Here is a 21,906-nt window from a genome sequence, read left to right as displayed (position 1 = left end):
ACGCGGGAAGAGCAGCGAAATCGGGCACCCTGTCATTGGCAAGGGGTTTTACCGGGCATTCATTGTTGTGACCTTGCCGTATCTTGGCGACGGCCCCCTGGGCGGCACAAACCCATCATTTTGAGGCGGATGAACTTACCTCATGCCGCCCCGCGCCCTACTCCACCCGTTGCCAGAGGCCGCAACCGAGGGCGGGCACCCATATCCTGCTATCGAGCGGAGTCTCCCAAGCGGGCAAATCCGGGCGGGCAAACCCTTCGTGGTCGGCCACGCGACGCCAGACTCCGACGACGAGCGTGGCGTCCACCTCCACTTCGACGTCGTGCAGGGTCGGATTGACGGCGAAGAGCAACTGTTCATCGCCGGCGGATAGGTCGGCATTGTAGAGCACCACCGCCGCCGCCGTATCGGGCGCCCACCAGAACTGGAAGAACCCTTCCGAGGCGCGGGAGAAGTGCCGCAGCAGTCGGCCGGTCTCGGAACCGCGAAACGCGATCCACTCCGCAAAATAAGTGTGCGTCCCGGAAAACCGTTCCAGGCGCCGATAATCGAGCGCGTTCAGGTCGCCGCGCTGATAGGTGTTGTTCACGCCGTGCTTGGAGCGCAGGAAATCCTGCCCGGCCGAGATCATCGGAATGCCGATGGAGCTGAACAATACCGCCGCCATCAGGTGCGTGCGTCGGCGATCGTTGGCGGTGGGCAGGTGGCCGTTGCCGTCGCTGTTTTCGGTGATCTCGTCGATCCAGGTGCGATCGTCGTGCGATTCGACGTAGTTGACCGTCTGCGCCGGCCAGTGCGCGAAATACCACGGCGAGCCCTTCAGGTAATACTCAAACGCTTCCCGCGAGCTGCCGCCGCGCACGTAATCCTTGAGGAAGCGCCGGTATCCATCGTTCCAGGACGCCCAGCCGGTTTCACCCAGCGCGCCGGCGATGTGACCACGAAAACTCCACGGCTCGGCGATCAGCACGACGTCGGGTTTCACGCGTTTGAGCGCGATCTCGATCTGCTTGAGCACCTCGACCCCGAGTAACTCCGCGAGGTCGAAGCGGAAGCCGTCGACGTCGTAGGTCTTCAGCAGATGGGTGCAGCTCTCAATGATGAGACGCGTGGCCATGGCCGCATCGGCCCGCAGGTCGTTGCCGCATCCACTCCAGTTGGAGAGGTCGCCCTCCTGCCCCACCGCGAAGTAATACAACTTGTCGATGAACATGAGGTGACCGGGCACGCCCACATGATTGTAGACCACATCCAGGATCACCGCCGTGCCCCGCTCATGAAATGCCCGCACGACGTCCTGCAGCTCCTTCACCCCACTCGCCCGCACCGGATCGAGCGCATAACTGCTCTCCGGGGCGAAGTAGTTATTGGTCATGTAGCCCCAATGATACTCCTCGGTGGTTTCGTTATCGAATTCCTGGATGGGCTGCAGCTCGACGGCATTCACGCCCAGCCGATGCAGGTAAAACGCCGGACTGCGCACCCACTTCGCGAGGCCGGCGAAGCCACGCCGCTCCTCGGCCGTCAACTCGATGGGCGCGCCCGCCACGAGGTCACGCACGTGCGCTTCGCAGATCACCAAATCCTGCCAAGACGGCGTGCGGTAACCCGACGGTTTGCGCGGCGGCGCAAATTGACTGCGATCCACCACCACGCCCGGACCTTCGCGCCCCACCGCCGCGATCGCCCACGGGTCGAGCACCGGCTGTGCGGGATCGAAGAGGCTGAACTCATCGCGCGGACCATCCAGGTGGTAGTGGTAGAGCCATCCGTGCAGGTTGCCTTCGATGATCACCTCCCAAGTCGTGGGATCGGCTTCACTCCGGCTCAACGCCACGCGCACGCCTTCCGCCGGAATCTCGCCCCCCTCATCCGGCTCCCGCAGCACCAGCTCCACCGTGCGGGCCCGCGGTGCAAAGAGGCGAAATACCGTATCCCCATCTTCAATACGCACGCCCTGTGGCAACTTTGATTCCAATTGATTGAAATACGCGCCCGGTCGAATCGGCACCGAATGGTCACCGTCAGCCACCGCCCAGTGAGCCCGCCACGACTGCGTGAGGTCGATCGGCTTCGCCAACTCAAAGGTGTAAAGGTGCTGGCCGGTGCGATCCGGATCCACCACGCGGTTGCGGTTGCCACCGTCGTCCGCCACCACGTTGGGTGCATCGCCGGGCACGTCGAACCAATGCCCTTCGTCGTCGACAAATTTGAACCGCATCGGCGGATGCGCCAAAAACGGCGCGGCTTCGCCACACCACAATAGCACCGGCTGACCATCCAGCGTCGCCTCCCGCATCAGCCAATCTTCCTGGCCAATCGCGTCGCCCCAGCCATTGAAGTCGCCCGCCAGATACACCGACTTGCTGCGCGCAAACGGCTTGGGATGCGCCCCATTCGACAGGAAAAAGAAAATCCGGCCCGCCCGGCTCACGAAATAGCCGCTCTCGCTGCCATAGGAATGATCGCGCACTCGCTTGAGGGAGGAGACGCGCAGACCCCCGGAGAATTTGACCGGCGGCGCGTGGCGCGCCTTCCAGTCACGGGCCAGCTCCAACACGCCGCTGGTGGGCGAGTTGAACCAGGCTTGGACAATACGATTGGCTCGGGAAGGCATAGGTCGGACGGAGGGCCGCTTAGCATCGAACAAGCCATGCATCGCTCAAGGCGCAAATCTCCCGCGGAGTTATACCATTCGCTATTTGAGGGTTTACGCCCCGCAAACTTAGTTGGAAGCCTGCCACCATGTCCTCCTCCTCCCGCATTCTGGTCGCCCTCTCCGGCGGCGTGGACAGCGCCGTCGCCGCCCTGCAACTGCAGCGCGCGGGCTACGACGTGGAAGCGGCTTACATGAAGAATTGGATCAACGAGGACGAAATCATCGGCGATTGTCCGTGGCAGCAGGACATCACCGACGCCCGCGCCGTCGCCGAGCACCTCGGTATCCCGTTTCGCGTGGTCAACCTGATGCAAGAGTATCGCGAACGTGTCGTCGCCTACCTGCTCGATGGCTACCAACGCGGCCTCACGCCGAATCCCGATGTGATGTGCAACCGCGACATCAAGTTCGGCGTATTCGCCCAGTGGGCCCGCGGTCACGGCTTCGACGCCGTCGCCACCGGCCACTACGCCCAACGCCGCCCCCTAGATGCTGTAGCCGGGGTCGTCGACCCCGGCTCCCCGGCCGCCGCCGGTCCCTTCGCCCTCATCGAAGGCGCCGATCCCAACAAGGACCAAACCTACTTCCTCGCGCTCATGTCGCAGGCGCAGCTCGCCCTCGCCCGCTTCCCCATCGGTCACCTGCAAAAACCCGAGCTGCGTCGCCTCGCCGCCGAAGCCGGACTGCCCAACGCCACCAAGAAGGACAGCCAGGGCATCTGCTTCATCGGTCAAATCAAGATGGCCGACTTCCTGCGCGAATACGTGCCCGACGCCCCCGGCCCCATCGTGCGCGCCACCGACGACACCGTGCTCGGTGAACACCGCGGCCTGCATTTCTACACCCTCGGCCAACGCCGCGGCATCGGCATCCCCTCCAACACCGACGGCAAAGCTTACGTGGTCGTCGGCAAACGCGCCGCCGATCGCGCCCTGCTCGTCGCCTTTGACGGCCCCGACGCCCCCGGCCTGCATCAATCCGAGGTCAAAGTGCACAGCCTGCGCTGGAACACCCCCACCCCGCCCACCACCGCCACCGACCTTGAGGGTAAAGTGCGCTACCGCGATCCGCGCGTGCCGCTGCACTTCAGCCCCGATCCCGACGACCCGACGGCTGCCACCATCTCTTTCCGCGATCCGCAACGCGGTCTCGCCTCCGGCCAAATCCTCGCCCTCTACGACGGTCCCCGCCTCCTCGGCGGCGGCGTTTATCTCTAGCGCGCTGCTTGTCGGCCCGCGGACTGCTGCCGTTCCCCTCTGCATGAGCACCACCCTCGAACGCCCGTCCGCCCGCTGGCGCGAATCCTACCTCGGCTTGATCGCCGAGTTCAAAGCCCGCGACGAGCCGCTCATTCCCTTTCCCCTTTCCTTTCCGACCGACGATTTCCCGGCATTCCTCGCCGGCCTCGAAGCCAGTGAGCGCGGCGAAAACCTCCCGGCCGGTTTCGTCGCCCACTCCAGCTATTGGCTGGTGGAAAACGATACCGAGGTCGTCGCCGTCTCCAATCTGCGGCACGAGCTCACGCCGAGCCTGCGCGTCGAAGGTGGTCACATCGGCTACGGCGTGCGCCCATCCGCCCGCCGCCGCGGCCATGCCACCGCCATTCTCGCCGCCACGCTAACCGAGGCGCGCCGACGCGGCATCCACCGCTGTCTGATCACCTGCGACCGCGAAAACGAGGGCTCCGCCCGCACCATCCTGCGCAACGGCGGTGTGCTGCACTCCGAAGTGCCGGCCCCCCACCGCGACTGCTGGGTGCAGCGTTACTGGATCGAGCTACCGCCCGAGGGGTAACGCCGCCGGCTGACCGCCCCGTCCCGGCCGCCCACAAATCGCTTTACCTCCGCGCGACGTCGCCGATGTTAAACGCAAGGCACGGGGCCGACTCCCCCGGATTTATTACCCACCGCGAGATCATGCCTTTCGTTTGCGAATTCTACGCGCCCGCCAAGCTGGTCTACACTATTGGCTACGGCACCATTACGTTCCTCGAACTGTGCCAACACTTCGAGGAATTGAGCCAGGACTCCCGCTACGATCGCCCCATGAATAAGATCGTGCGCTACGCCCACAATCAGGTCGTGCAACTGTCACTCGAAGAGTCACGCAGCCTGCCCGCCGTGAAGAAGCGCTACCATCGGTATTTTGTCGGCGAAAGGAGCGCCATGATCGCCCCCACCGATCTCGAATTTGGCCTCGCGCGCATGCACATGAGCTACACCGACGAAGCCGGCGTGGAAACCCGCCCGGTGCGCACACTCACCGAAGCGCTGGCTTGGCTCGAACTCGACCCGTCAGCGGATTCCGCCCTCGCGGCGTGGCTGGAGGACGTGGAGACCCGCGTGGTGAAGCCGATCATGGCGGCCACCGTGCGCAACAACTCCACCGATCGCGCCGGCTGAACGACGAACTCCGCCTCAGCTCCGGGGCGGCGGCAACACGCTGCTTTCCGGAGCCACCTCGAGCAGGTTCGGCGTGAGGTCCGCGTCGACCCGACGCCCCAGCCAACGCAAGGCGCCGACCAGCATCTGCTGATAGTAGTCGGCATCCCATACGTCCTCGCGATGCCCCATCGCGTTATAATAGACGCGGCCTTGGCCATACGGCTTCGCCCATGCCACCGGGTAGTCCGGCCGATCATAGTCGCTGCCTTTCATGCCCTCGGTATCGAGCACCATCAGCACGCGGTTGATCGGGGAGAACTCCTTCAGCGAATACCACTCCTCATGCACCGTGAGCTCCGCCTCCAGCGACTCAAATCCCGGGAACGTCCGGTCAATGATGTGCGCCGTCGCCTCTTGTTGCGGGCCATGGTTGATGAACTCGCCTCCCAGCATCTTCACGTAAGGGTCGGACGCCTCCCCATTGTTTTGATAACGGTAGCCGCGCTGATCCTGCGGCGTATTCCCGTCATAGCGCTCATAGGTGTGAAACGAGTCGGAGCCGGCGTGCACCGCCATAAAACCGCCGCCGCCCGCCACCCAACCGAGGAGCGCCCGTTTGCCCGCCGGACTCATCGGCGGATTCCCATCCGTGCCGACCATCTCCAAGTTTCCGCTGGTGTAGAAAAACACCACGTCGAACTGCGCCAGATACTCCGGCGAGAACAGGCTGCCATCCTTGCTGAAGGTGAAATCGATGTCGTGCGCCGCTCCCAGCGCCGTAAGCAACCGCTCGGAATGACTCGGCTCGCCGTGCTCGCCGCGCTTCACCACCGAGTGCTCCCAGCCGGCGGACTTGGTGAAATACAACACCTTCAAGGGCTCGGCCGCCCACGCGGCGGCACAAAGGCACGAACCAAGGATCAGACAACGAAAAGCGGTGCGGGTAAGGGGTAACATCGCGCCACCTTCGTTCGCTCCGGATCATCGCGCAACTCCGGAGCGATGCTCATTCACATGTCCGTCGCTTCGGCCGGTGGCGGTTCCAGTAGCCGCCGATCCAAGCGCACCGGGAAAGGCTCCGGCTCCACCGTGATGATTTCGGTGCCCCCCGACACGACCGGCCGCGCTGGCACCCCGTCGAGCTCCAGCACGATCAACTCGTTTTCGCCGTCCGCCCGCAGCCAATGCCGCGGCACAAACAAACTGCGCTGCGCCCCACGTTCCCAGATGCGGCCGAGGTTGTGACCATTCACCCACGCCACCCCGAAGCGCCACTGTCGCATATCAAGAAAAGTGCCGCCCGGCCCCTCCGGCGTGAAGGTGCCGCGATAGATGGTCGGTCCGTCGGTTCGAATCGCCCCGTCCCCCACCCGCTCAGCGCCGACGCCGTTCGCCAGTGGCAGACTGAACATCTCCCAGCCGAGCACCTCCTCGCCGCCCAACCACGCCCCACCATCGAGTCCTTTGCGCGCCCGCTCCTGCGTGTGCTGACTCGTGATCACGCTGATCCGACCGAGGTTGTAGACCAACAGATCCAAGGTCACCGGTCCGCCCTCGTCCAAGGCGATGCGATTGCTGTCGAGACCGAGCCCCACAAACGCCTGCGCCACCGTGCGCCCATTCACCATCACCAGCGTGTAATCGCGCGCATCGCGCAACTCGAGTTCACCGCGCAGCCCGTCTGGGAAGGTTTTGCGATACAACACAAACCCGTAGTCCTGCCCCAACTCCTCCATCGTCGCCGGATGGTCCGCCACGCGCGTGGGCGTGCTCGGCAACACGTCGGCTACCGTCGCCAGTGGTTCCAGGGCAAACTCCGCCACCGTCGTGACCGGCGGATCCTCCGGCACCGGCGGCAGCTGCCGCTGTAGTCCCGCCGCCAATACATCGCGCAGGGCGTGGTATTTGGCCGTCACTCGCCCCGCCTCGTCGATCGGCGCATTGTAGTCGTAGCTGGTCTGCACCGGCAGGAATTCATTGCAGCCGTTGAAGAACCCAAAGGTCGTGCCGCCGTGCACCACGTAGTAACAAAACGAGACGTCGTTTTCCAAAAGGAAGCCGGTCTTATCCACGATGTGCTCGATCGACGCGTGCCGCGTGGCGAGCGGTTGGCCCCAACCGCTGAACCATGCGGTATAGAGTTCGGAGCAAAACGCCGGATCGGATCCGATCACGCCCTTGGTCATCTCCAAGTCCTTGGCATCATCGAGTCCGTTGCGTCCCCGCAGCACGCCCGGCAGATTGATGCCAAAGTCGCGTTCCGGCGCAAAGTAGGGATCGCAGGTGAACAGCGGCACCTCAAAGCCGGCATCGACGAAGATGCCGTGCAACGTCTGCAGGTAGTCGTTGTTCCCCCGCGCCACCATGCCGTATTCGTTTTCCATCTGCACCATCAGCAACGGCCCACCGCGCGTGACCTGCAGGTCCTCGACCTCCGCGTAAACCTTTTCGATGTAGCGGCGACTCCACTCCACATAACGTGGATGATTCGTGCGGATCGGCACCTCCGGATACCGCGCCGTCCACCACGGGATGCCGCCATACTCCACCTCCGCGCAGCAATACGGCCCCGGCCGCAGAATGGCCCACATGCCGTTCTCCGCACACAACTCCAGCATGCGCCGCACGTCACTCATGCCCTCAAACACAAACTCGCCTTCCCGCGGTTCACAGAGGTTCCAGAACAGATAAAAACTCATCGTGTTCAGCCCCATCGCCTTCGCCTGGCGAATGCGGTGCTCCCAATCCTCCGGCAACACGCGGCCGAAGTGCATCTCCCCGGCCGCGATCAGCATGGGCGCGTCATCGAGATAAAAATGGTCGTCCCGCCACCCAAAAACCCGCGGTGTGCCATCCGGCTCGGCCCGGGTAAAAAGCGGATGCCCCGCGGGTCCCATCCCCGGCCGCAACACGCCCGCGAGCGGGTTAGATTCCAGCGCCCGCAGTCCGTCCACCACGGTCTGCGCCGCCAACTCCGCTCCCTCCCAATTGGTGTGTGTGCCACGGTCGGCAAACAACGCCGTCGTCGCCTCCTGCCCCAGCACGTCGTAGTGCCGGGCGAGGCGCTCGTAGAGATCGATCAACGGCACGCCCTCGGCCTCGGCCACCGCGCGGGTCCACGCTGCATGCCCCTGCGACGACCGCACGATGTGATCACCGTCCCAACGGTTGCGCGGCACTAGGGTGCAAAGAATGGGCGTCGCCCCGCGCTCCCGGATCTCGGCGATGTAACGGCGCAGATACCAACCAAAGGTATGCACCGTTTCCGGCTCGCCCGTAATCACGTTGTTCCGCTCCTCCGTCTCCTCGCCAATGCCCGGCAGCGCCCCACGCGAGCCGTTGTCGTTGTGGCCAAACTGAATCAGCACCGTATCACCTTCTTCGATACGCGGAAGCACCGCCGCCCAGTGTTCATTGAAGGTGCGAGCCCCCGTGCCGCCCACCGCGCGGTTCACCACGTTGATGCCCGACGGATAAAAATACTTCGCCAGCGGATCGCCCCAGCCAAACTGGCCGTCGTAGCCGTTGCCCCGACCGTTGCGCACCGTCGAGTCGCCAATGAGCCACAGTGTGGGCAGGAGCTCGCTGGCCGGCGCCGGCAGGTTAAGCCACGCTAGAAACTCCTCGCGCGGTCCGCCCTTGGGCGGCGGCTGCGGCGGCACATACACGTTGATCGGATCCGCCGTCGGGATGACTTTTCCCATGAGCGAGAGCCCGTTCACGATCCACTGCTCGCGCAGGCCTTTGAGACCGCTCACCGCCAACATCGCATTGAGCCGGGCACCGTCCTCGCCGTTGTGCACGTGATCGCGCGGGAAGAAGGTGTTCACCGTTTCCTGCCCGAGCTTTTCGTAATGATCGGCGATCAGTTTGGTGTGGTCGATAAACGGCACCTGCTCCGCCTCCGCCAGCTCCCGAATCCAGGTGCCGTAGTCGCCGGAACCGCGCTCGACTTCGCCGTCGTCCCAGTAGTTGCGCACCGTCAGCGAAAGCAGGATCGGTTGCGCCTCCTTCGCCCGGACGTCGCCGATCATTTTGCGCATATACCAACCGAAGGTATGCACCGTCTCCGGCTTCCCGGTCTGCAGGTTGTCGATCTCTTCGGTCTCGTCCCCCAACCCTGGCAGGGACCCGCGGGCAATGCGTTCGTGATTGATCGGGCCACCGTCGTTGTGGCCGAACTGGATCAGCACCACGTCCCCGGCGCCAACATCCGCCAACATCTTGTCCCAATGCCCTTCGGTCACGAACGTGCGACTGCTCCGGCCACCGCGGGAGGCGTTCACGACCGCGATTTCCGCCGGATCAAAATAGTCGCCCAGCATACGCCCCCACCCCACCGCCACCGGGTTCCCGTTGGCCGAGGTCGAATCGCCAGCAATGAAGAGCGTCGGCACCTCCGCCGGAGCGTCGTCCGCCCGACCAGCGAGGGCCGCGAAGGTGAGGGCCAGCAGCGCGAGCGGTGCCCAGCGAGTGAATACAGGGTAGTTTCGCATGATCAGATCCTTTGCTTTCAAGTCTCTTCGCCGCTCTCCACCTCGAGCCGCACGTAGTCGTAGAGGATGCCGTCATTGATCGGTCCGGCGGGCACGATGATCTGCAGCTCGTTGCGCCCCGGCTGCAGCTTGGCCGCATCGAAGCTCAGTCCGGTTTCATACCACAGCCCCTGTCGTCCGTGTCGCGCGATGGCCCCATCGCTCATCGGCAGATCGATCGTGCCGAGCATCTCGTCGTTCAGCCGAATCTCCAGCGAGCGCGTCGCCGTGCCACACAACGCCAGCCGCAGATGCGCGTCTCCGGCGGAAACCTCCGCCACGTCGAACACAACTCGAAACGGCGTCGCTCGTCCTTCATCGCGAATGCCCCAAAACGGCCGCGGCTCGACGGTCGGGTCTTCGTTGTGCGGCACTTGCTGGAAATACCAATCCTGCCGGTAGTCGCTCTTCCCCACCACGTAAGTCACGTCGTTAGGGAACAGCTCCGCGTAAACCAGCGGGATGTCCGGCCGCCAAAACTCCTCACCCTTAAAGAGCTCTGCGCCGTTGCGATTTGGCACGCCGATGTCCCAGAGCTGTCGCCCGTGTCGCACCGGCGTCCACGTGATATCGCCGAGCGTGGTATCGCCCGCCGCCACCGTTACATCGGCCACGGCCAGCTCGCCCAACACGCCATCGGCAAAGGCCCGCAACGTGTAGGTGCCGGGGCGCACTGCACCGATTTCAAATCGCCCGTCCGCTTCGGCTTCGGTCCAGAACTGATAGTGTTTCGCGTCCCGTTGCCATCCGATCACCCGCACTTCGCCGTCACGCCCCGGGATGGGCGAGGTCCACGGTGTCTGCGTGAGCCCCACCCGCAACCGGCTCACTTCCGGAGCATCGGCCGGGGCCAGCGGATCGTGTAATACGATGCGTCCGCTCACCGTGCCGCGCTCGGCCGCGAGTGGATAATCCACGCCCTCGACCCACGCGTAAGGCCACGCCGCTGCCTCTTCGCGCTGCTTGGCTTTGGCGTCGTCAAACATCGCCTGCGGCGTCGTCCCGGCATTCACATAAAGCATGAACGGACCGATCACTTTCGCCCAGGGTTCCCCCTCCGCGACATCCACCGCCGAGCCGCCGTAGTGGCTGCTGCGCCAGTAGTTCAACACACACGGCGCCGATACCGCGTTGGTATCGCGATGCCCGGCAAACTCCACCTTGGTCGGTCCGCCACTCATGTATTCCATCGAGGCATTGAGGCACCAGAAGCCCACGTTCTCCGTCGTGCTCGACCAGCCAAACGCCGGGTTCTCCGCCTGCGGCACGGTGTAAACGTATTTGTCCCCCTCACGCAGCCCCTTGGGGTAGGCTTTGTGATGGTGCGGCCCGTCGGCGACACTCATCCAATCAAAAAAGTCCGCCAACTTCGCACAGAAGCGCGCCTCGCCCAGGGCCGTCGTGGGGTAATCCGCCGGATGCTCAAACTGGCAATAGGTGTAGACGCCCGCCTCCCCGCGCCCGAGCGCGTAACGGATCTCAATATCGGCCGCAAACTGCCCCTTCGTCTCCGCGCCGCCGCGCACGCCCGGTCCCGTGCCCATGAGACGATCCTGCGCGATCCCTTTTACCGAGACCTCGGCGCGCGCGCCGCCGTTCGTCACCGGGTCGATGGTGATGCGGGCAATTGCCTCGCCCGACCCACGCGGTCCCATCGCATCGTGGGACCAAAACCCATATTGGTGATCGGTGAACCCGCGGTTCAGGCCGTTCACGTTGTGACCCGGCGGATCGCGTTCGAGGTCGGGCGTGCCGTCCGGCTTGAGGAAGGTCGCCAACATTTCGCGATCGCGGTAGCGCAACGAAACAAGGTCGCCCGAATCCTTCGCCACGCTCGCCTGCACGATCCCGTTATCGAGGATGTAGAGCGCGTCGGTTTCGCTCACGGTGACGGGCGCAGCCGCCCGCGCCAACGCCGTCCAGCCCAGCGCGAGGACGCCAAGCAGGGCGATCAGAGGGTTGTGTCGTGGTTTCATAAATACGTTCAGCGCAGCTGCGCGTTCAGCCAGCGGATGACTTCTTCCTGCATCGCCGCCGTGAAGCGTTGATACTCCTCCGGCTCCTGCAGCGTGAGCGCCTCCCCCGCGCCCGCCTCCGCATACGCGACCCGCGCCCGATCCACCGCCTGTCGCACGGCCACGGGATCCGCCCCGCGCCCCATGCTCGGCTGCACCACCAGCACCGGTCGCGGCGCCGTGATCGCGATGAGCTCCTCCCCATCGTAGGGCACCTGCGCCGGCGACTCCGCATACCGCCCCAAGCGCGGCACCAAGCTGTGCCATTCACTGAGCTGCCGCAGCACGTCTCCGTCGCTCGTTCGCCAAGGTGTAAATCCGCCCACCGACACCACTGCCGCCACCCGCTCGTCGAGCGCTCCCGCATGCAGCCCCACCAATCCCCCCACGCTGTAGCCGAGCACGCCGATACGCTGCGGGTCGACCCGCTCCTGCTCCGACAGCACGTCCACCGCCGCGCGCACATCTTCCACCATCCGCCCCAACCACGACCATTGCGGATAACGTTCGTAAAACTCACCCGCCTCCGCCTGCCGCGAACCAAACCCACTCTGGTCAAACGCCAGCACCGCATACCCGGCCTGCACCAGTGCCAGCACCGGATGCAGATCGCGCCGATACACCCACATGTAACCCAACGGATAACTGTAGCCGTGCAGCCAAATCACCGTCGGCAACCGTTCGCCTTCCGGCGCACCGCGCGGCCAAAACAAATCCCCCTGCAACCCATTCCCAAATCGTAGCCGCACCGACTCCACCTGCGCGTTGTCTTCATCTACCCAACCAAACTCCTGAATGCCGCGACCGATCACCCAGGCCGGCACATCCGGGGCCAATTGCCCCGGCCCATGCCCTTCACCGTTCGTCGGTCCCGGCGCCGGCGGACGCGGCCCCCGCATCCACAGCGGCACCGGCGTGGGCGGCTGCGGTGGCGCTTCGCCCAACACCCAACGCACCGCCTCGCGGACCGTGTCGCCGTGGTATTCAGCGTCCGCCGATCGCGCCTGCGCCCACGCCGCATAATCCCACGCAAACATCTGCCGGTAGTCCCAAGCCGTCTCCGCCTCCGACCGACCAAATTGCCGATCCAGCCAATCCAAACACCGCTGCGGGTCGATCGATCCGTGAAAGCCCGGTTCGCGCAGCAAACCAAGCCGCTCCTCCGCCCCGAACAGCCCGTAAGCGCGCAAGGCCGACTCATAGGTCCGCTCCAACGCCCACCCGTTGGACACTTCGTCGTTCAAGCCGTATTGCAGCAAACACGCCCGCGGCGCAATCGCCGCCACCAACAGATTCGCATCGACCGGCAACCGATCCTCGTGGCCCACGAAGAACCGCATGCGTGGATGAAACCAGTGTGGGAACATCATCGTGGTCGATTCGATGCCTTCGCCCATGCCGAACTCGCCCGCCAACCGCCACGGCAGCACCCCACCCACACCTGTGCTGCCCGCGATCAATGCCGCGATGCGTTCATCCAAAGCCGCCGCAATCGTCGCCATCTTGCCGTCACGCGAATACCCGTAGATCGCCACGCGCGCGCCATCGATGTCCGGCTGACTCAGCACATAATCCATCACCAACTGCACCGCCCAAGCTCGCCGCGGCAGCGCCGCAAAATCGTAGTCCGGATACAGATCCCCGAGGTTCGCCGTGTCATCCGTGAAATCATTCCCGGCGAAACCGATATTGGCGTAACCCCGCGGCACCACGTGATGACTCCACCCATCCAGCGACGTGGTGAGCACCGCTGGAAAAGGTCCCGTTCCCTCCGGCACCGTGATCCGCACCCGCAGGTTGCCTCGCCCCTCCGGACCAAACCGCAGCCGCACCGTGCGCACGCGGTAACCCTCCTCCTCGCGTTCATCCAGCGCCTCCACCGCTTCGATCGCCGGCTTCGTTGGCAGCTGCCCCCAAAACACCCGCTGAAATTCCGCCAAAATCTCCGCTCGCCGCTCCCTCCACTCGGCCACATCCGTCACCTCGTCCCCTGCCAACGTTACCAACGGGTCCGGCAAAAACTCACTGCTCGGCAACTCCGCAAAGTCCGGCGGCAACTCTCCCGTGCGTTCCTGCCACGCCGTCCACGTCGGCACGTCGTGGAGCGCCGTGTGCATCCACTGCAGGTGCGCCCGGCGCGACGTTTCGTCGGCCGACACCTGAGTCGCGGCCAGGCATACGCAAAACGCGGCCAGCCAAGGTCCCGTGCGGGACCAAAAACGCGCCAGTGGGGTCATGGGGTAAGCCCCGAGCCCAGCGCTCCCTCCCCGCCGCACGCAACCACCGTTCCACCGGACGGTCAGAGCGCCCCGCTCGGCTCAGTTCCCCAACAGCTCTTCCGCATGGGCGCGGGCACTGGCTGCTTTACGGTCACCCAACATGCGCGCGAGTTCGTCGATCCGCCCGGCGCGATCGCCATCGATCGGCGTGATCGAAACACTCACGCGCTCCTTCGACTGATCCTTCTCCACCACCAAATGCGCCCGGCCCTGCGCCGCCACCTGCGGCAGGTGCGTCACGCACAAGACCTGATGGTTCGCGCCGATGCCCGCCATCTGCTCGCCCACCACGCGGCCAATCTCCCCACCCACGTTCGCGTCGACTTCATCGAAGACCAACACCGGCACCGCATCGAGGTCGGCCAACACCGTCTTCAACGCCAACATCACGCGCGCCAACTCACCGCTGGAAGCGATGCGATTGAGCGGCAGCGCCGCCTCGCCCACATTGGGCGAAAACAAAAACTCCACCGCCGCGTCACCGGTCGGACCAAGTTCCCCTGTAGCGGAAACTTCGATACGAAACTCCGACTTCTTGAAGCCGAGCTGCGCGATCGATTTCGCAGCCACTTTCGAGAGCTTGGCCGCCGCCTTGGTGCGCGCTTCGCGCAACTTCGCCGCCGCGGCCCTGGCCGTCTTCTCCGCCGTCTGGATCCGACCATCGAGCTTGGCCAGCGCGCCCTCAATGTCGCCCTGGCTGTCGAGCTGTTTACGCAGTGCCTCCCGTGCCTCAATCACCGCGTCGAGGTCCCCGTATTTCCGCTTCACCTCCAGCCACGCATTCATCCGCGTGTGCAGCGATTCCACCTCATCCGGCTCGAAGGAAAACTGCCCGCCCAAGCTCGCGTATTCACCGGCCAGATCCGCCAACTCAATCGCCACCGCCTGCAGACGATCAGCCAAAGGCCCGGCACTTTCATCGATCTCGGCCAACTCCCGGGCGGCACGCAGCAGCGGCGCCAACTGCGGTGCGATCCCCTCTTCGCCGCTCAGCCCCAGTTCCAGACTCTGCGCCAATTCGGTCAGCTCTTGCGCCCGGCTCACCCGCATGTAATCCCGCTCCAAGGTGTCGATGGCTTCGGCGGTGAGCTCCAACTTGTCCAGGCGTTTGAGCTGCGCGCCCATGAACTCGATCTGATCCGGCGACAACCGGTCCTGCTTGGCCAAACGATCACGCTCGCTGCGCAAGGCTCGCCAGCCGTCATAACTTTCCTGATACGTCGACAGTGCACCACCACATTGCGCATAGAGATCGAGCAGCTCGAGCTGGCACTGCGTCTTCAACAGTCGGCGCGGTTCGCTCGGACCATGAAAATCGATCCAGGCCTCCCCCAACTGCTGCAGATTGCCCAGCGTCGTCATGCTGCCGTTCACGCTGATCTTCGGCGCGCGGCTGCGCGACAAGCTGCGCTTGAGCAACAGCACCCCGTCTTCGCATGTCGGCAGATCCAACGCCGTCAGCACCGCATCGATGCGCCCCGGCTCGGCAAACCACAACGCCGCCTCCACCTCACATGCCTCCGCGCCCTGGCGAATGATGGTTTTTTCGACCCGTTCGCCGGCGAGCAGACTCAACGCGCCCAGCAGGATGCTTTTGCCCGCGCCGGTCTCGCCCGTGACCACGGTAAAGCCCTCGTCGAACTCGAGTGAAACCTCTTCAAGCAGGGCAAGATTGCGAATGGTGAGCGTCTGCAGCATAGAGCGCGACCAATCAGCGCAGAGACCCGTCCAACTTCAAGACGGTTTAGCAACCTCCTCCTGCTTGCTTAAGCTCGGGGCCAGAATCTGCGCGCGGCGAATGCTCTTCCTGAGCCGGTTTTAAGATACCGTTCCCAGTTTCGCGCTGTGGTCTCGTCTTCAAACGCCGTGTAAGCCACCAGCCGCCACGGCTTGAACTTGGCCGTATGCAAAGAGGCTCCTTCGTTGTGACGTTTCAGTCGGCATTTGAGATCGTTCGTCAGACCGACATATCGTTCCCGCGGATGACTTTCTGAAACGATCATGTAGACGTAGTGCACGACTGGTTACGTTTTAGTTTCAGCCCTCCTACGTCCTGCTCCGCAGCACTTCGGCGGGCATCCTTCGTCGCCTTCAGATGGCTTTGCCATCCGAAGTGCCGGCTTCGCCGGACGAAGGATGGTGGACCCTACAGAACTCGAATCTGTGACCTCTTCCATGTCAAGGAAGCGCTCTAACCAACTGAGCTAAGGGTCCAAAAATCAGGAGCCGGCGAGTAAGCATAATGCGCCCTCCCCTGCGCAAGGAAAATTTTCAACTTATCCGGCCTGCTCGGCGAAAAACCTTCGCGCCGCCGCCGCGTCCTGATCGATCTGCCGCCTTAAGGCCTCGATGCCATCAAAACGTCGCTCGTCGCGCAGGAACGCGCACCACTCCACTTCGATGTGATCCCCCGCATCAAAGGGCGGCGTCTCAAACGCATGCACCTCCAGCAGCGGCGTGGTTTCACCGTCGGCCACCGTCGGGCGCACGCCATAGTTGGCCACGCCTTCCCAAGAGGCCGTGTCGTCCGACGTCCGCACCGCGCGTCGGATCCGCACGGCATACACGCCCAGTCGCGGCGCGCATTCCGGCGCCCACGGCACGTTGAGCGTCGGGAATCCGATGGTGCGGCCCAGCTGTTGACCGCCTTTCACCACGCCGTCGGTGCAATAGGTGTAGCCGAGGAGCGCGTTCACCGTGTCGAGCCGCCCTTCGCGCAGCGCCACGCGGATGCGCGTGCTGCTGATGGGCTCGCCGTCGAAGTTCACGCGCGGCGCGCTAAACACGCGCAGGCCGTTCTTGCGGGCTTCCGCATTAAGCATGGCCACGTCGCCGACGCGTCCGCGTCCGAAGCGCCAATTCTCGCCCACGTAAATGGTGCGGAGCTCCGGCAGGGCCTTCAGCAGATTGGGCAAAAAGTCCTCGGCCGATACCGCCGCGAACTCCGGCGTGAAGGGCTGAGCGATGACCACATCCAAACCCGCCGCCAGCAGTCGCCGCGAACGGATCCCGGCAGGCTGCAGTAGGCACACCGGCGCGTCCGGTCGCAGCAGTCGGCTCGGGTGCGGATCAAACGTGAGCGCCGCCGCCAATCCACGCGTATTGCGGGCCGAAGCCACCGCCGCCTCCACCACCGCGCGATGGCCGAGGTGCACCCCGTCAAACATGCCAATCGCCAAGTGCAGGGGCCGCGCCGGCAGGTCGCGGGCCTCATCTAAACCGGCGATGTGGGCGGGCAGTTTCACAACGCGATTCGCGGCGCGACTTCGTGCACCGGCAACAGGCGCTTTTCGAGGTCGAGCAAGGGCATTTCCAGAATCTCTTCGAGCGGCAGCGCATTGGCGACATTGAGGTCACCGGCCGCCGTGCGACGCAGGTTTTTGAGGTGACCGCCGCAGCCCAGCTTCTGGCCGAGGTCGTGCGCCAACGTGCGCACGTAGGTGCCTTTGCTGGAGCGCACCAGGAAGTCCAACTCCGGCGATTCCCAGCGCTTCAAATCGTATTGCATGACGCGAATGAAGCGCGGCTCGCGCTCCACTTCCTCACCTTTGCGGGCCGACTTGTAGAGCGGTTTGCCGTCGATCTTGATGGCCGAGAACATGGGCGGAATCTGGTATTGGTCGCCCTTGAAGGTTTTCATCGCGGCGAGGATGTCGGCCTCGCTCAGCTCCGGCACCGGGCGCGTCTCCAGCACCTCGCCGTCGGCATCCTGCGTATTGGTGACCGCACCGAGCACCACCGTGCCGGTGTATTCCTTTTCCACGCTCATCATGTATTGCGAGACGCGGGTCGCCTTGCCGACTAGCATGACCAGCAGGCCGGTCGCGGACGGGTCGAGCGTGCCGGCGTGGCCGATGCGCTTCATCTTGAACTTCCCGCGCAGTCGGGCAACGACGTCGTGCGACGTGTGATCAGTGGGCTTGTCCACCAGGAGGACGCCCTCGAATTCCTTTTTGGGTCCGAGCATCTTTGACTGTTTTCGGGTTAAATCCCCTCGCCCGCCTGCACTTCATCCAGCCGCGCAACGAGCGCGGTGGCCAGCTGGCGGCGAAACTCCGGCATCGCCACCCCTTTGACGTTCAGGCCCGCCGCACAGGCGTGCCCGCCGCCGTTGAACAAGGCCGCGATACGATCGACCCGGTAGACCGGATCCTTGGAACGCAGACTCGCCTTGGCGCCGTCTTCGCGCTCCTCGATGAGGCAACCGATTTCAACACCATCGATCGCGCGCGCATAGTCGACCAACCCTTCGGTGTCCTCGTGGTTGGTCCCAGTCTCCTCGAATACGCCGCGGACCAAGGTGCCGACACAAATCCGGCCACCGGCATGCAGCTCGAGTGAGGCGAGGAAACGCTGCAGGAGCTTCATTTTGCCGAGCGGCTCGCGCTCGTAGAGCTCGAACCCCGCCTGCACCGGATCGGCTCCGCAGGCCATGAGTTCGGCCGCGAACTTGAAGGTGCGGTGCGTCGTCGACGCGAATCGAAACTGCCCGGTGTCGGTCAGGATGCCGGCGTAGAGCGCCTGCGCCGTCTGCGCATCGATCGGCAGGTTGAAGTCGAGAAACAGGCCGGCGAGGATCTCGCAGGTCGCGGCCGCCCGCGGATCCACACAATTGTGTTCCGCGTAACCTTGGTTCGAAACGTGGTGATCGATGTTGCCGAGCACCGTCGGGAAGCGCGCCATCAGGCGGGGTCCCGGACGTTCGTGGTCGGCACAATCCACGAAGATAGCGACATGCGCGGACTCCGCCGGCAGGCCTTCGACGTTCACAAATCGTTCACCGTGAGCTACAAATTCCAGCCGGCGTGGCACCGTATCGGAGTTCACGCAGATCACCTCTCGTCCCATCGCGCGCAGGATGCGAGCGAGGGCCACTTGCGAACCGATACAATCCCCATCCGGCCGGGCATGGCCCACGACTGCCACCGGCCGCTGATCCGTTTCCTGCAACAGGGCGCGAAACCCGTCGTGCAACTTGGGGTAATTCGGCCCGTCGTCGGTCACGCGTCGCCGTCCTCCTCGCTTTGCTTGGCCTTCTCCTCTCGCGCCAGATCATCGAGCAGATCGAGCACGCGGTTGCCGCGTTCGACCGCCTGATCGATTAGAAACACCCAATCCGGAGCAAACTTGATCTTGATTCGCTGGGCCAACACCTTGCGCAACTCGGCCCGCTTGCGCAGGAGCCAGCGAAAACGCTCATCCACGGTCGCTTCATCCCCGAGAATGGAGAAGTAGATCTTACCGGTCTTGAGATCCGGCGCGACTTCGACATCGGCCACCGTGATCGCCACGGCTTCCTGCTTGTATTTGGTGTGCAAATACGAGCCCAATTCACGCTGCACGAGCTCGGCGATGCGAATGGTGCGGTTGGACATCTGGTGGTGAGTTCGCGATGGGGGCGCCGGTCGGAAGAGCGCGGCGCCCGGGTTGAGGAAGAAACGAGCCGCTTAGAGCGACGCGCGCACTTTCTGGATCTCGAAGGTCTCGATCACATCGCCCTTCTCGTAGCCATTGAAGTCGTCGAGCTTGATACCGCACTCGAGGCCGGCACGGATCTCGTTGGCGTCGTCTTTGAAGCGTTTGAGCGTCTGGACCTTGCCTTCGTGCACGGTTTCCTTGCCGCGGCGCAGCCGAGCGGAGGCATTGCGGATGATCTTGCCTTCGGTGACGAGACAGCCGGCGACAAAGCCCTTGGCCAGCGGGAAGACCTCGCGGACTTCGGCGGCGCCGAGTTTGACCTCCTTGAGCTCGGGGTCGAGCAGGTCGGCCATCATGTCGCGCGCGGCATCCACGAGTTCGTAGATGATGTTGTAGCTCTCGACGCGCACACCGTGGTGCTTGGCCTGCGGCGTGACCCCGTTCTCCAACTTGGTGTTGAAGGCGAGAATCGTCGCGCCGGCGGCGCTGGCGCGCTGCACATCGGTCTTGGTCACGAGGCCCACTTCGTTGGCCACGATCTCAACGGAAACCTTGTCGCTCTTGATGCCTTCCAGCATCCCGCGCACGGCTTCGGCCGAGCCATAAACGTCGCTCTTGATGACGAGCTTGAGCGTCTTGGCCTGGGTGGCGGCGATGTTGGCGAAGAGCGCTTCGACGGAAACTTCCTTCGGCTCGGAGGCCTTGGTGGCGGCCTTTTTCTTGAGCTCATCGGCAACCTCTTCGGCCATCGCTTCCGCCTCACGCGGATTTTTGACCGTCTTGAAGGTCGATCCGCTGTCCGGGGTGCCCGACCACCCGATCACTCGCACCGGCGTGGCCGGTCCGGCTTCCTTCAGGTTCTTGCCTTGGTCGTCAAACATGGCGCGGACCTTGGCCCACTCCTTGCCGCAAACGATGGCGTCGCCGACCTTGAGGGTGCCGCGCTGCACGATGACCGTCGCGAGCGGACCGCGACCCACATCGAGCTGAGATTCGATCACCACGCCAGAGGCCTTGGCCTTGGGGTTGGCTTTGAGTTCAAGCACTTCGGCCTGCAGTTGGATCATCTCCAGCAGCTCGTCGATACCGTCGCCCTTGATGGCCGAAACCGGCACCGTGATGGTCTCACCACCCCAGTCTTCCGAGGCGATGTCACGCTGCTGCATCTGGGTTTTGACCTGATCGATGTTGGCGCCCTTCACGTCCATCTTGTTGACGGCGACGATCAGTGAAACGCCAGCGTCCTTGATGAACTTCAGCGCCTCATCGGTCTGCGGTTTGAAACCGTCGTCGGCCGCCACCACCAGAATGGCGATGTCGGTGACCTGGGCACCACGGGCGCGCATCTTGTTGAAGGCCGCGTGACCGGGGGTGTCGAGGAAGGTGATCTTCCCGTTGTCACGAGTAACCTGATACGCACCGATGTGCTGGGTGATGCCACCGGCTTCACCCTTCACGACGTTGGCTTTGCGAATGGTGTCGAGCAGGGACGTCTTACCATGGTCGACGTGGCCAAGGATGCAGACCACCGGGGGACGCTCCTCAAGGTTGCGCTCCTCTTCTTCGGCAGCCTTTTCCTTCTGCTTCTTGATGTCCTTCTCGGTCGGCGCCTGGTTTTGGACCTGGCCCTCACCACGGTGCTTCACCTCGAGGATGACATTGTGCTTCGCGGCCAGTTCGATGGCGACGGGCTCGTCGATGGTCTGATTCATCGAAGCGAACACGCCCTGCTCCATCAGCTCGGAAATGAGCTTGAAAGGCTTGAGTCCCAGCAATTGGGCAAACTCCCGCACGATGATCGGCGGCTTGACCTGCACGGTGCGCAGCTCGCCATCCTCTTCGGCGGCGGGCTTGGCGGCGGTGGCAGGCGGCGGCACCACCGGGCCCTTGGCGGGCGGACGCGGCGGCGGCACCGGAGCGGCTCCGGGGCGGGATACCGGCGGCGGAGGCACCGGAGTGGAAGGAGGACGGGAAGCCGGAGGTGGCACAGGAGCGGGAGATGAAGGACGAGCGGCCGGCGGCGGCATGGGAGCACGACCCGCGGCCGGCGGCGGCGGGGGCGGAGTCGGCGCACGACCCGCGGGCGGCGGGGGTGGCGGGGTGGGCGCACGACCAGCCGGAGCCTGCGGAATGGTGACCGGGCGCGGCGAGGAACCCGTGGGCGCCGGGGGGGGCGGCGGCGGAGCAGCCGGGGCGGGCGGCGGCGGCGGAGCGGCGGCGGCACGGGCCGCGGCGGCCTGTGCTTCGGCCTCGCGGCGGGCTTGCTCGGCCTTCTCGGCCTTCTCGCGTTCGACGTCGTCGGCCGACTTCACAAAAACACCGGGCGGCAGCTTCACCTGCGGCGGTTGGGCCGGCGCATCGACGACTTCCTTGACCGGAGCAGGCGGCGCCTTTTCGGCGACCGGCTGGTCGAGTTCCGGGGCCGGCTTTTCGGCGGACTCGGCCTGACTGGCAAACTCCTCCACGAGCGCCTCTGCCGAGATATTGTCGATCGTGCTGGAAACGCTCTTAACCTCGTAATTGCGCTCTTTGAGCAAGGACAAGAGGTCCTTGTTCTCCATGCCGATCTTCTTGGCGAGTTCGTGAATGCGGATGCTCATCAGGCAGTAATATAAA

Annotated in this window: 15 protein-coding genes and 1 tRNA gene; 3 read left to right on the top strand and 13 right to left on the bottom strand. The window is 64.2% G+C overall.

Translation table 11 applies throughout. The features are described 5' to 3' along the window. Positions 1 to 157 precede the first annotated feature (157 nt). Positions 158 to 2,617, bottom strand: coding sequence for an alpha-amylase family glycosyl hydrolase (locus tag K1X11_RS00205; protein WP_221029150.1), 2,460 nt, complete (start codon positions 2,615 to 2,617; stop codon positions 158 to 160). Positions 2,618 to 2,745: 128 nt separating this feature from the next. Between K1X11_RS00205 and mnmA the strand changes: the two genes are divergently transcribed. From mnmA to K1X11_RS00190, 3 genes are all read left to right on the top strand, one after another. Then, positions 2,746 to 3,876 (top strand): tRNA 2-thiouridine(34) synthase MnmA, encoded by a 1,131-nt coding sequence (gene mnmA, locus K1X11_RS00200; RefSeq protein ID WP_221029151.1) that lies wholly within the window; start codon positions 2,746 to 2,748, stop codon positions 3,874 to 3,876. 43 nt (positions 3,877 to 3,919) lie between these two features. Continuing rightward, complete coding sequence (locus K1X11_RS00195; RefSeq protein WP_221029152.1) at positions 3,920 to 4,453, top strand: GNAT family N-acetyltransferase; 534 nt, start codon at positions 3,920 to 3,922, stop codon at positions 4,451 to 4,453. Positions 4,454 to 4,575: 122 nt separating this feature from the next. Continuing rightward, on the top strand, positions 4,576 to 5,061 hold the full coding sequence (locus K1X11_RS00190) for a hypothetical protein (RefSeq protein ID WP_221029153.1): 486 nt from the start codon (positions 4,576 to 4,578) through the stop codon (positions 5,059 to 5,061). A gap of 15 nt (positions 5,062 to 5,076) precedes the next feature. On the opposite strand, the gene K1X11_RS00185 is transcribed toward K1X11_RS00190, so the two are convergent. The 12 genes from K1X11_RS00185 to infB form a co-directional block, all read right to left on the bottom strand. Beyond that, positions 5,077 to 6,000: a ThuA domain-containing protein gene (locus tag K1X11_RS00185; RefSeq protein ID WP_221029154.1), complete on the bottom strand. Its 924-nt coding sequence runs from the start codon at positions 5,998 to 6,000 to the stop codon at positions 5,077 to 5,079. A gap of 53 nt (positions 6,001 to 6,053) precedes the next feature. Beyond that, positions 6,054 to 9,539, bottom strand: coding sequence for a beta-galactosidase (locus K1X11_RS00180; RefSeq protein WP_221029155.1), 3,486 nt, complete (start codon positions 9,537 to 9,539; stop codon positions 6,054 to 6,056). Between the two features lie 17 nt (positions 9,540 to 9,556). After that, positions 9,557 to 11,554: a polysaccharide lyase family protein gene (locus tag K1X11_RS00175; RefSeq protein WP_221029156.1), complete on the bottom strand. Its 1,998-nt coding sequence runs from the start codon at positions 11,552 to 11,554 to the stop codon at positions 9,557 to 9,559. 8 nt (positions 11,555 to 11,562) lie between these two features. After that, positions 11,563 to 13,830 (bottom strand): alpha/beta fold hydrolase, encoded by a 2,268-nt coding sequence (locus K1X11_RS00170; RefSeq protein WP_221029157.1) that lies wholly within the window; start codon positions 13,828 to 13,830, stop codon positions 11,563 to 11,565. An 81-nt stretch (positions 13,831 to 13,911) separates the two neighbouring features. Beyond that, positions 13,912 to 15,570 (bottom strand): DNA repair protein RecN, encoded by a 1,659-nt coding sequence (locus tag K1X11_RS00165; RefSeq protein ID WP_221029158.1) that lies wholly within the window; start codon positions 15,568 to 15,570, stop codon positions 13,912 to 13,914. Positions 15,571 to 15,638: 68 nt separating this feature from the next. After that, positions 15,639 to 15,875: a GIY-YIG nuclease family protein gene (locus K1X11_RS23405; RefSeq protein WP_225919251.1), complete on the bottom strand. Its 237-nt coding sequence runs from the start codon at positions 15,873 to 15,875 to the stop codon at positions 15,639 to 15,641. 134 nt (positions 15,876 to 16,009) lie between these two features. Beyond that, positions 16,010 to 16,086: transfer RNA gene (locus K1X11_RS00160), tRNA-Val, on the bottom strand. A 62-nt stretch (positions 16,087 to 16,148) separates the two neighbouring features. Beyond that, positions 16,149 to 17,117, bottom strand: a complete 969-nt coding sequence (gene ribF, locus K1X11_RS00155) for a riboflavin biosynthesis protein RibF (RefSeq protein WP_324726048.1) — start codon at positions 17,115 to 17,117, stop codon at positions 16,149 to 16,151. Next, positions 17,114 to 17,839 carry a tRNA pseudouridine(55) synthase TruB gene (truB, locus tag K1X11_RS00150; protein ID WP_221029160.1) on the bottom strand — a complete coding sequence of 242 codons (726 nt, stop codon included), beginning with the start codon at positions 17,837 to 17,839 and terminating at the stop codon, positions 17,114 to 17,116. The genes ribF and truB overlap by 4 nt, the downstream gene beginning before the upstream one ends. A 17-nt stretch (positions 17,840 to 17,856) precedes the next feature. Then, entirely contained in the window at positions 17,857 to 18,876 is a 1,020-nt protein-coding gene (locus K1X11_RS00145; RefSeq protein ID WP_221029161.1) for a DHH family phosphoesterase, read from the bottom strand. After that, positions 18,873 to 19,247 (bottom strand): 30S ribosome-binding factor RbfA, encoded by a 375-nt coding sequence (gene rbfA / locus K1X11_RS00140; protein WP_221029162.1) that lies wholly within the window; start codon positions 19,245 to 19,247, stop codon positions 18,873 to 18,875. Before rbfA ends, K1X11_RS00145 begins: the two co-directional genes overlap by 4 nt. A 72-nt stretch (positions 19,248 to 19,319) precedes the next feature. Next, complete coding sequence (infB, locus tag K1X11_RS00135) at positions 19,320 to 21,890, bottom strand: translation initiation factor IF-2 (RefSeq protein WP_221029163.1); 2,571 nt, start codon at positions 21,888 to 21,890, stop codon at positions 19,320 to 19,322. Positions 21,891 to 21,906: the final 16 nt, after the last annotated feature.

The sequence above is a fragment of the Actomonas aquatica genome, assembly GCF_019679435.2.
Lineage (GTDB): Bacteria > Verrucomicrobiota > Verrucomicrobiia > Opitutales > Opitutaceae > Actomonas > Actomonas aquatica.
This window is presented reverse-complemented; position numbering and strand designations above follow the sequence as displayed.

Coding starts and splice junctions, on each gene's coding strand:
- K1X11_RS00205 (WP_221029150.1), bottom strand. CDS start 2,617: ATGCCTTCCCGAGCCAATCGTATTGTCCAAGCCTGGTTCAACTCGCCC.
- mnmA (WP_221029151.1), top strand. CDS start 2,746: ATGTCCTCCTCCTCCCGCATTCTGGTCGCCCTCTCCGGCGGCGTGGAC.
- K1X11_RS00195 (WP_221029152.1), top strand. CDS start 3,920: ATGAGCACCACCCTCGAACGCCCGTCCGCCCGCTGGCGCGAATCCTAC.
- K1X11_RS00190 (WP_221029153.1), top strand. CDS start 4,576: ATGCCTTTCGTTTGCGAATTCTACGCGCCCGCCAAGCTGGTCTACACT.
- K1X11_RS00185 (WP_221029154.1), bottom strand. CDS start 6,000: ATGTTACCCCTTACCCGCACCGCTTTTCGTTGTCTGATCCTTGGTTCG.
- K1X11_RS00180 (WP_221029155.1), bottom strand. CDS start 9,539: ATGCGAAACTACCCTGTATTCACTCGCTGGGCACCGCTCGCGCTGCTG.
- K1X11_RS00175 (WP_221029156.1), bottom strand. CDS start 11,554: ATGAAACCACGACACAACCCTCTGATCGCCCTGCTTGGCGTCCTCGCG.
- K1X11_RS00170 (WP_221029157.1), bottom strand. CDS start 13,830: ATGACCCCACTGGCGCGTTTTTGGTCCCGCACGGGACCTTGGCTGGCC.
- K1X11_RS00165 (WP_221029158.1), bottom strand. CDS start 15,570: ATGCTGCAGACGCTCACCATTCGCAATCTTGCCCTGCTTGAAGAGGTT.
- K1X11_RS23405 (WP_225919251.1), bottom strand. CDS start 15,875: ATGATCGTTTCAGAAAGTCATCCGCGGGAACGATATGTCGGTCTGACG.
- truB (WP_221029160.1), bottom strand. CDS start 17,839: ATGCTCGGACCCAAAAAGGAATTCGAGGGCGTCCTCCTGGTGGACAAG.
- rbfA (WP_221029162.1), bottom strand. CDS start 19,247: ATGTCCAACCGCACCATTCGCATCGCCGAGCTCGTGCAGCGTGAATTG.
- infB (WP_221029163.1), bottom strand. CDS start 21,890: ATGAGCATCCGCATTCACGAACTCGCCAAGAAGATCGGCATGGAGAAC.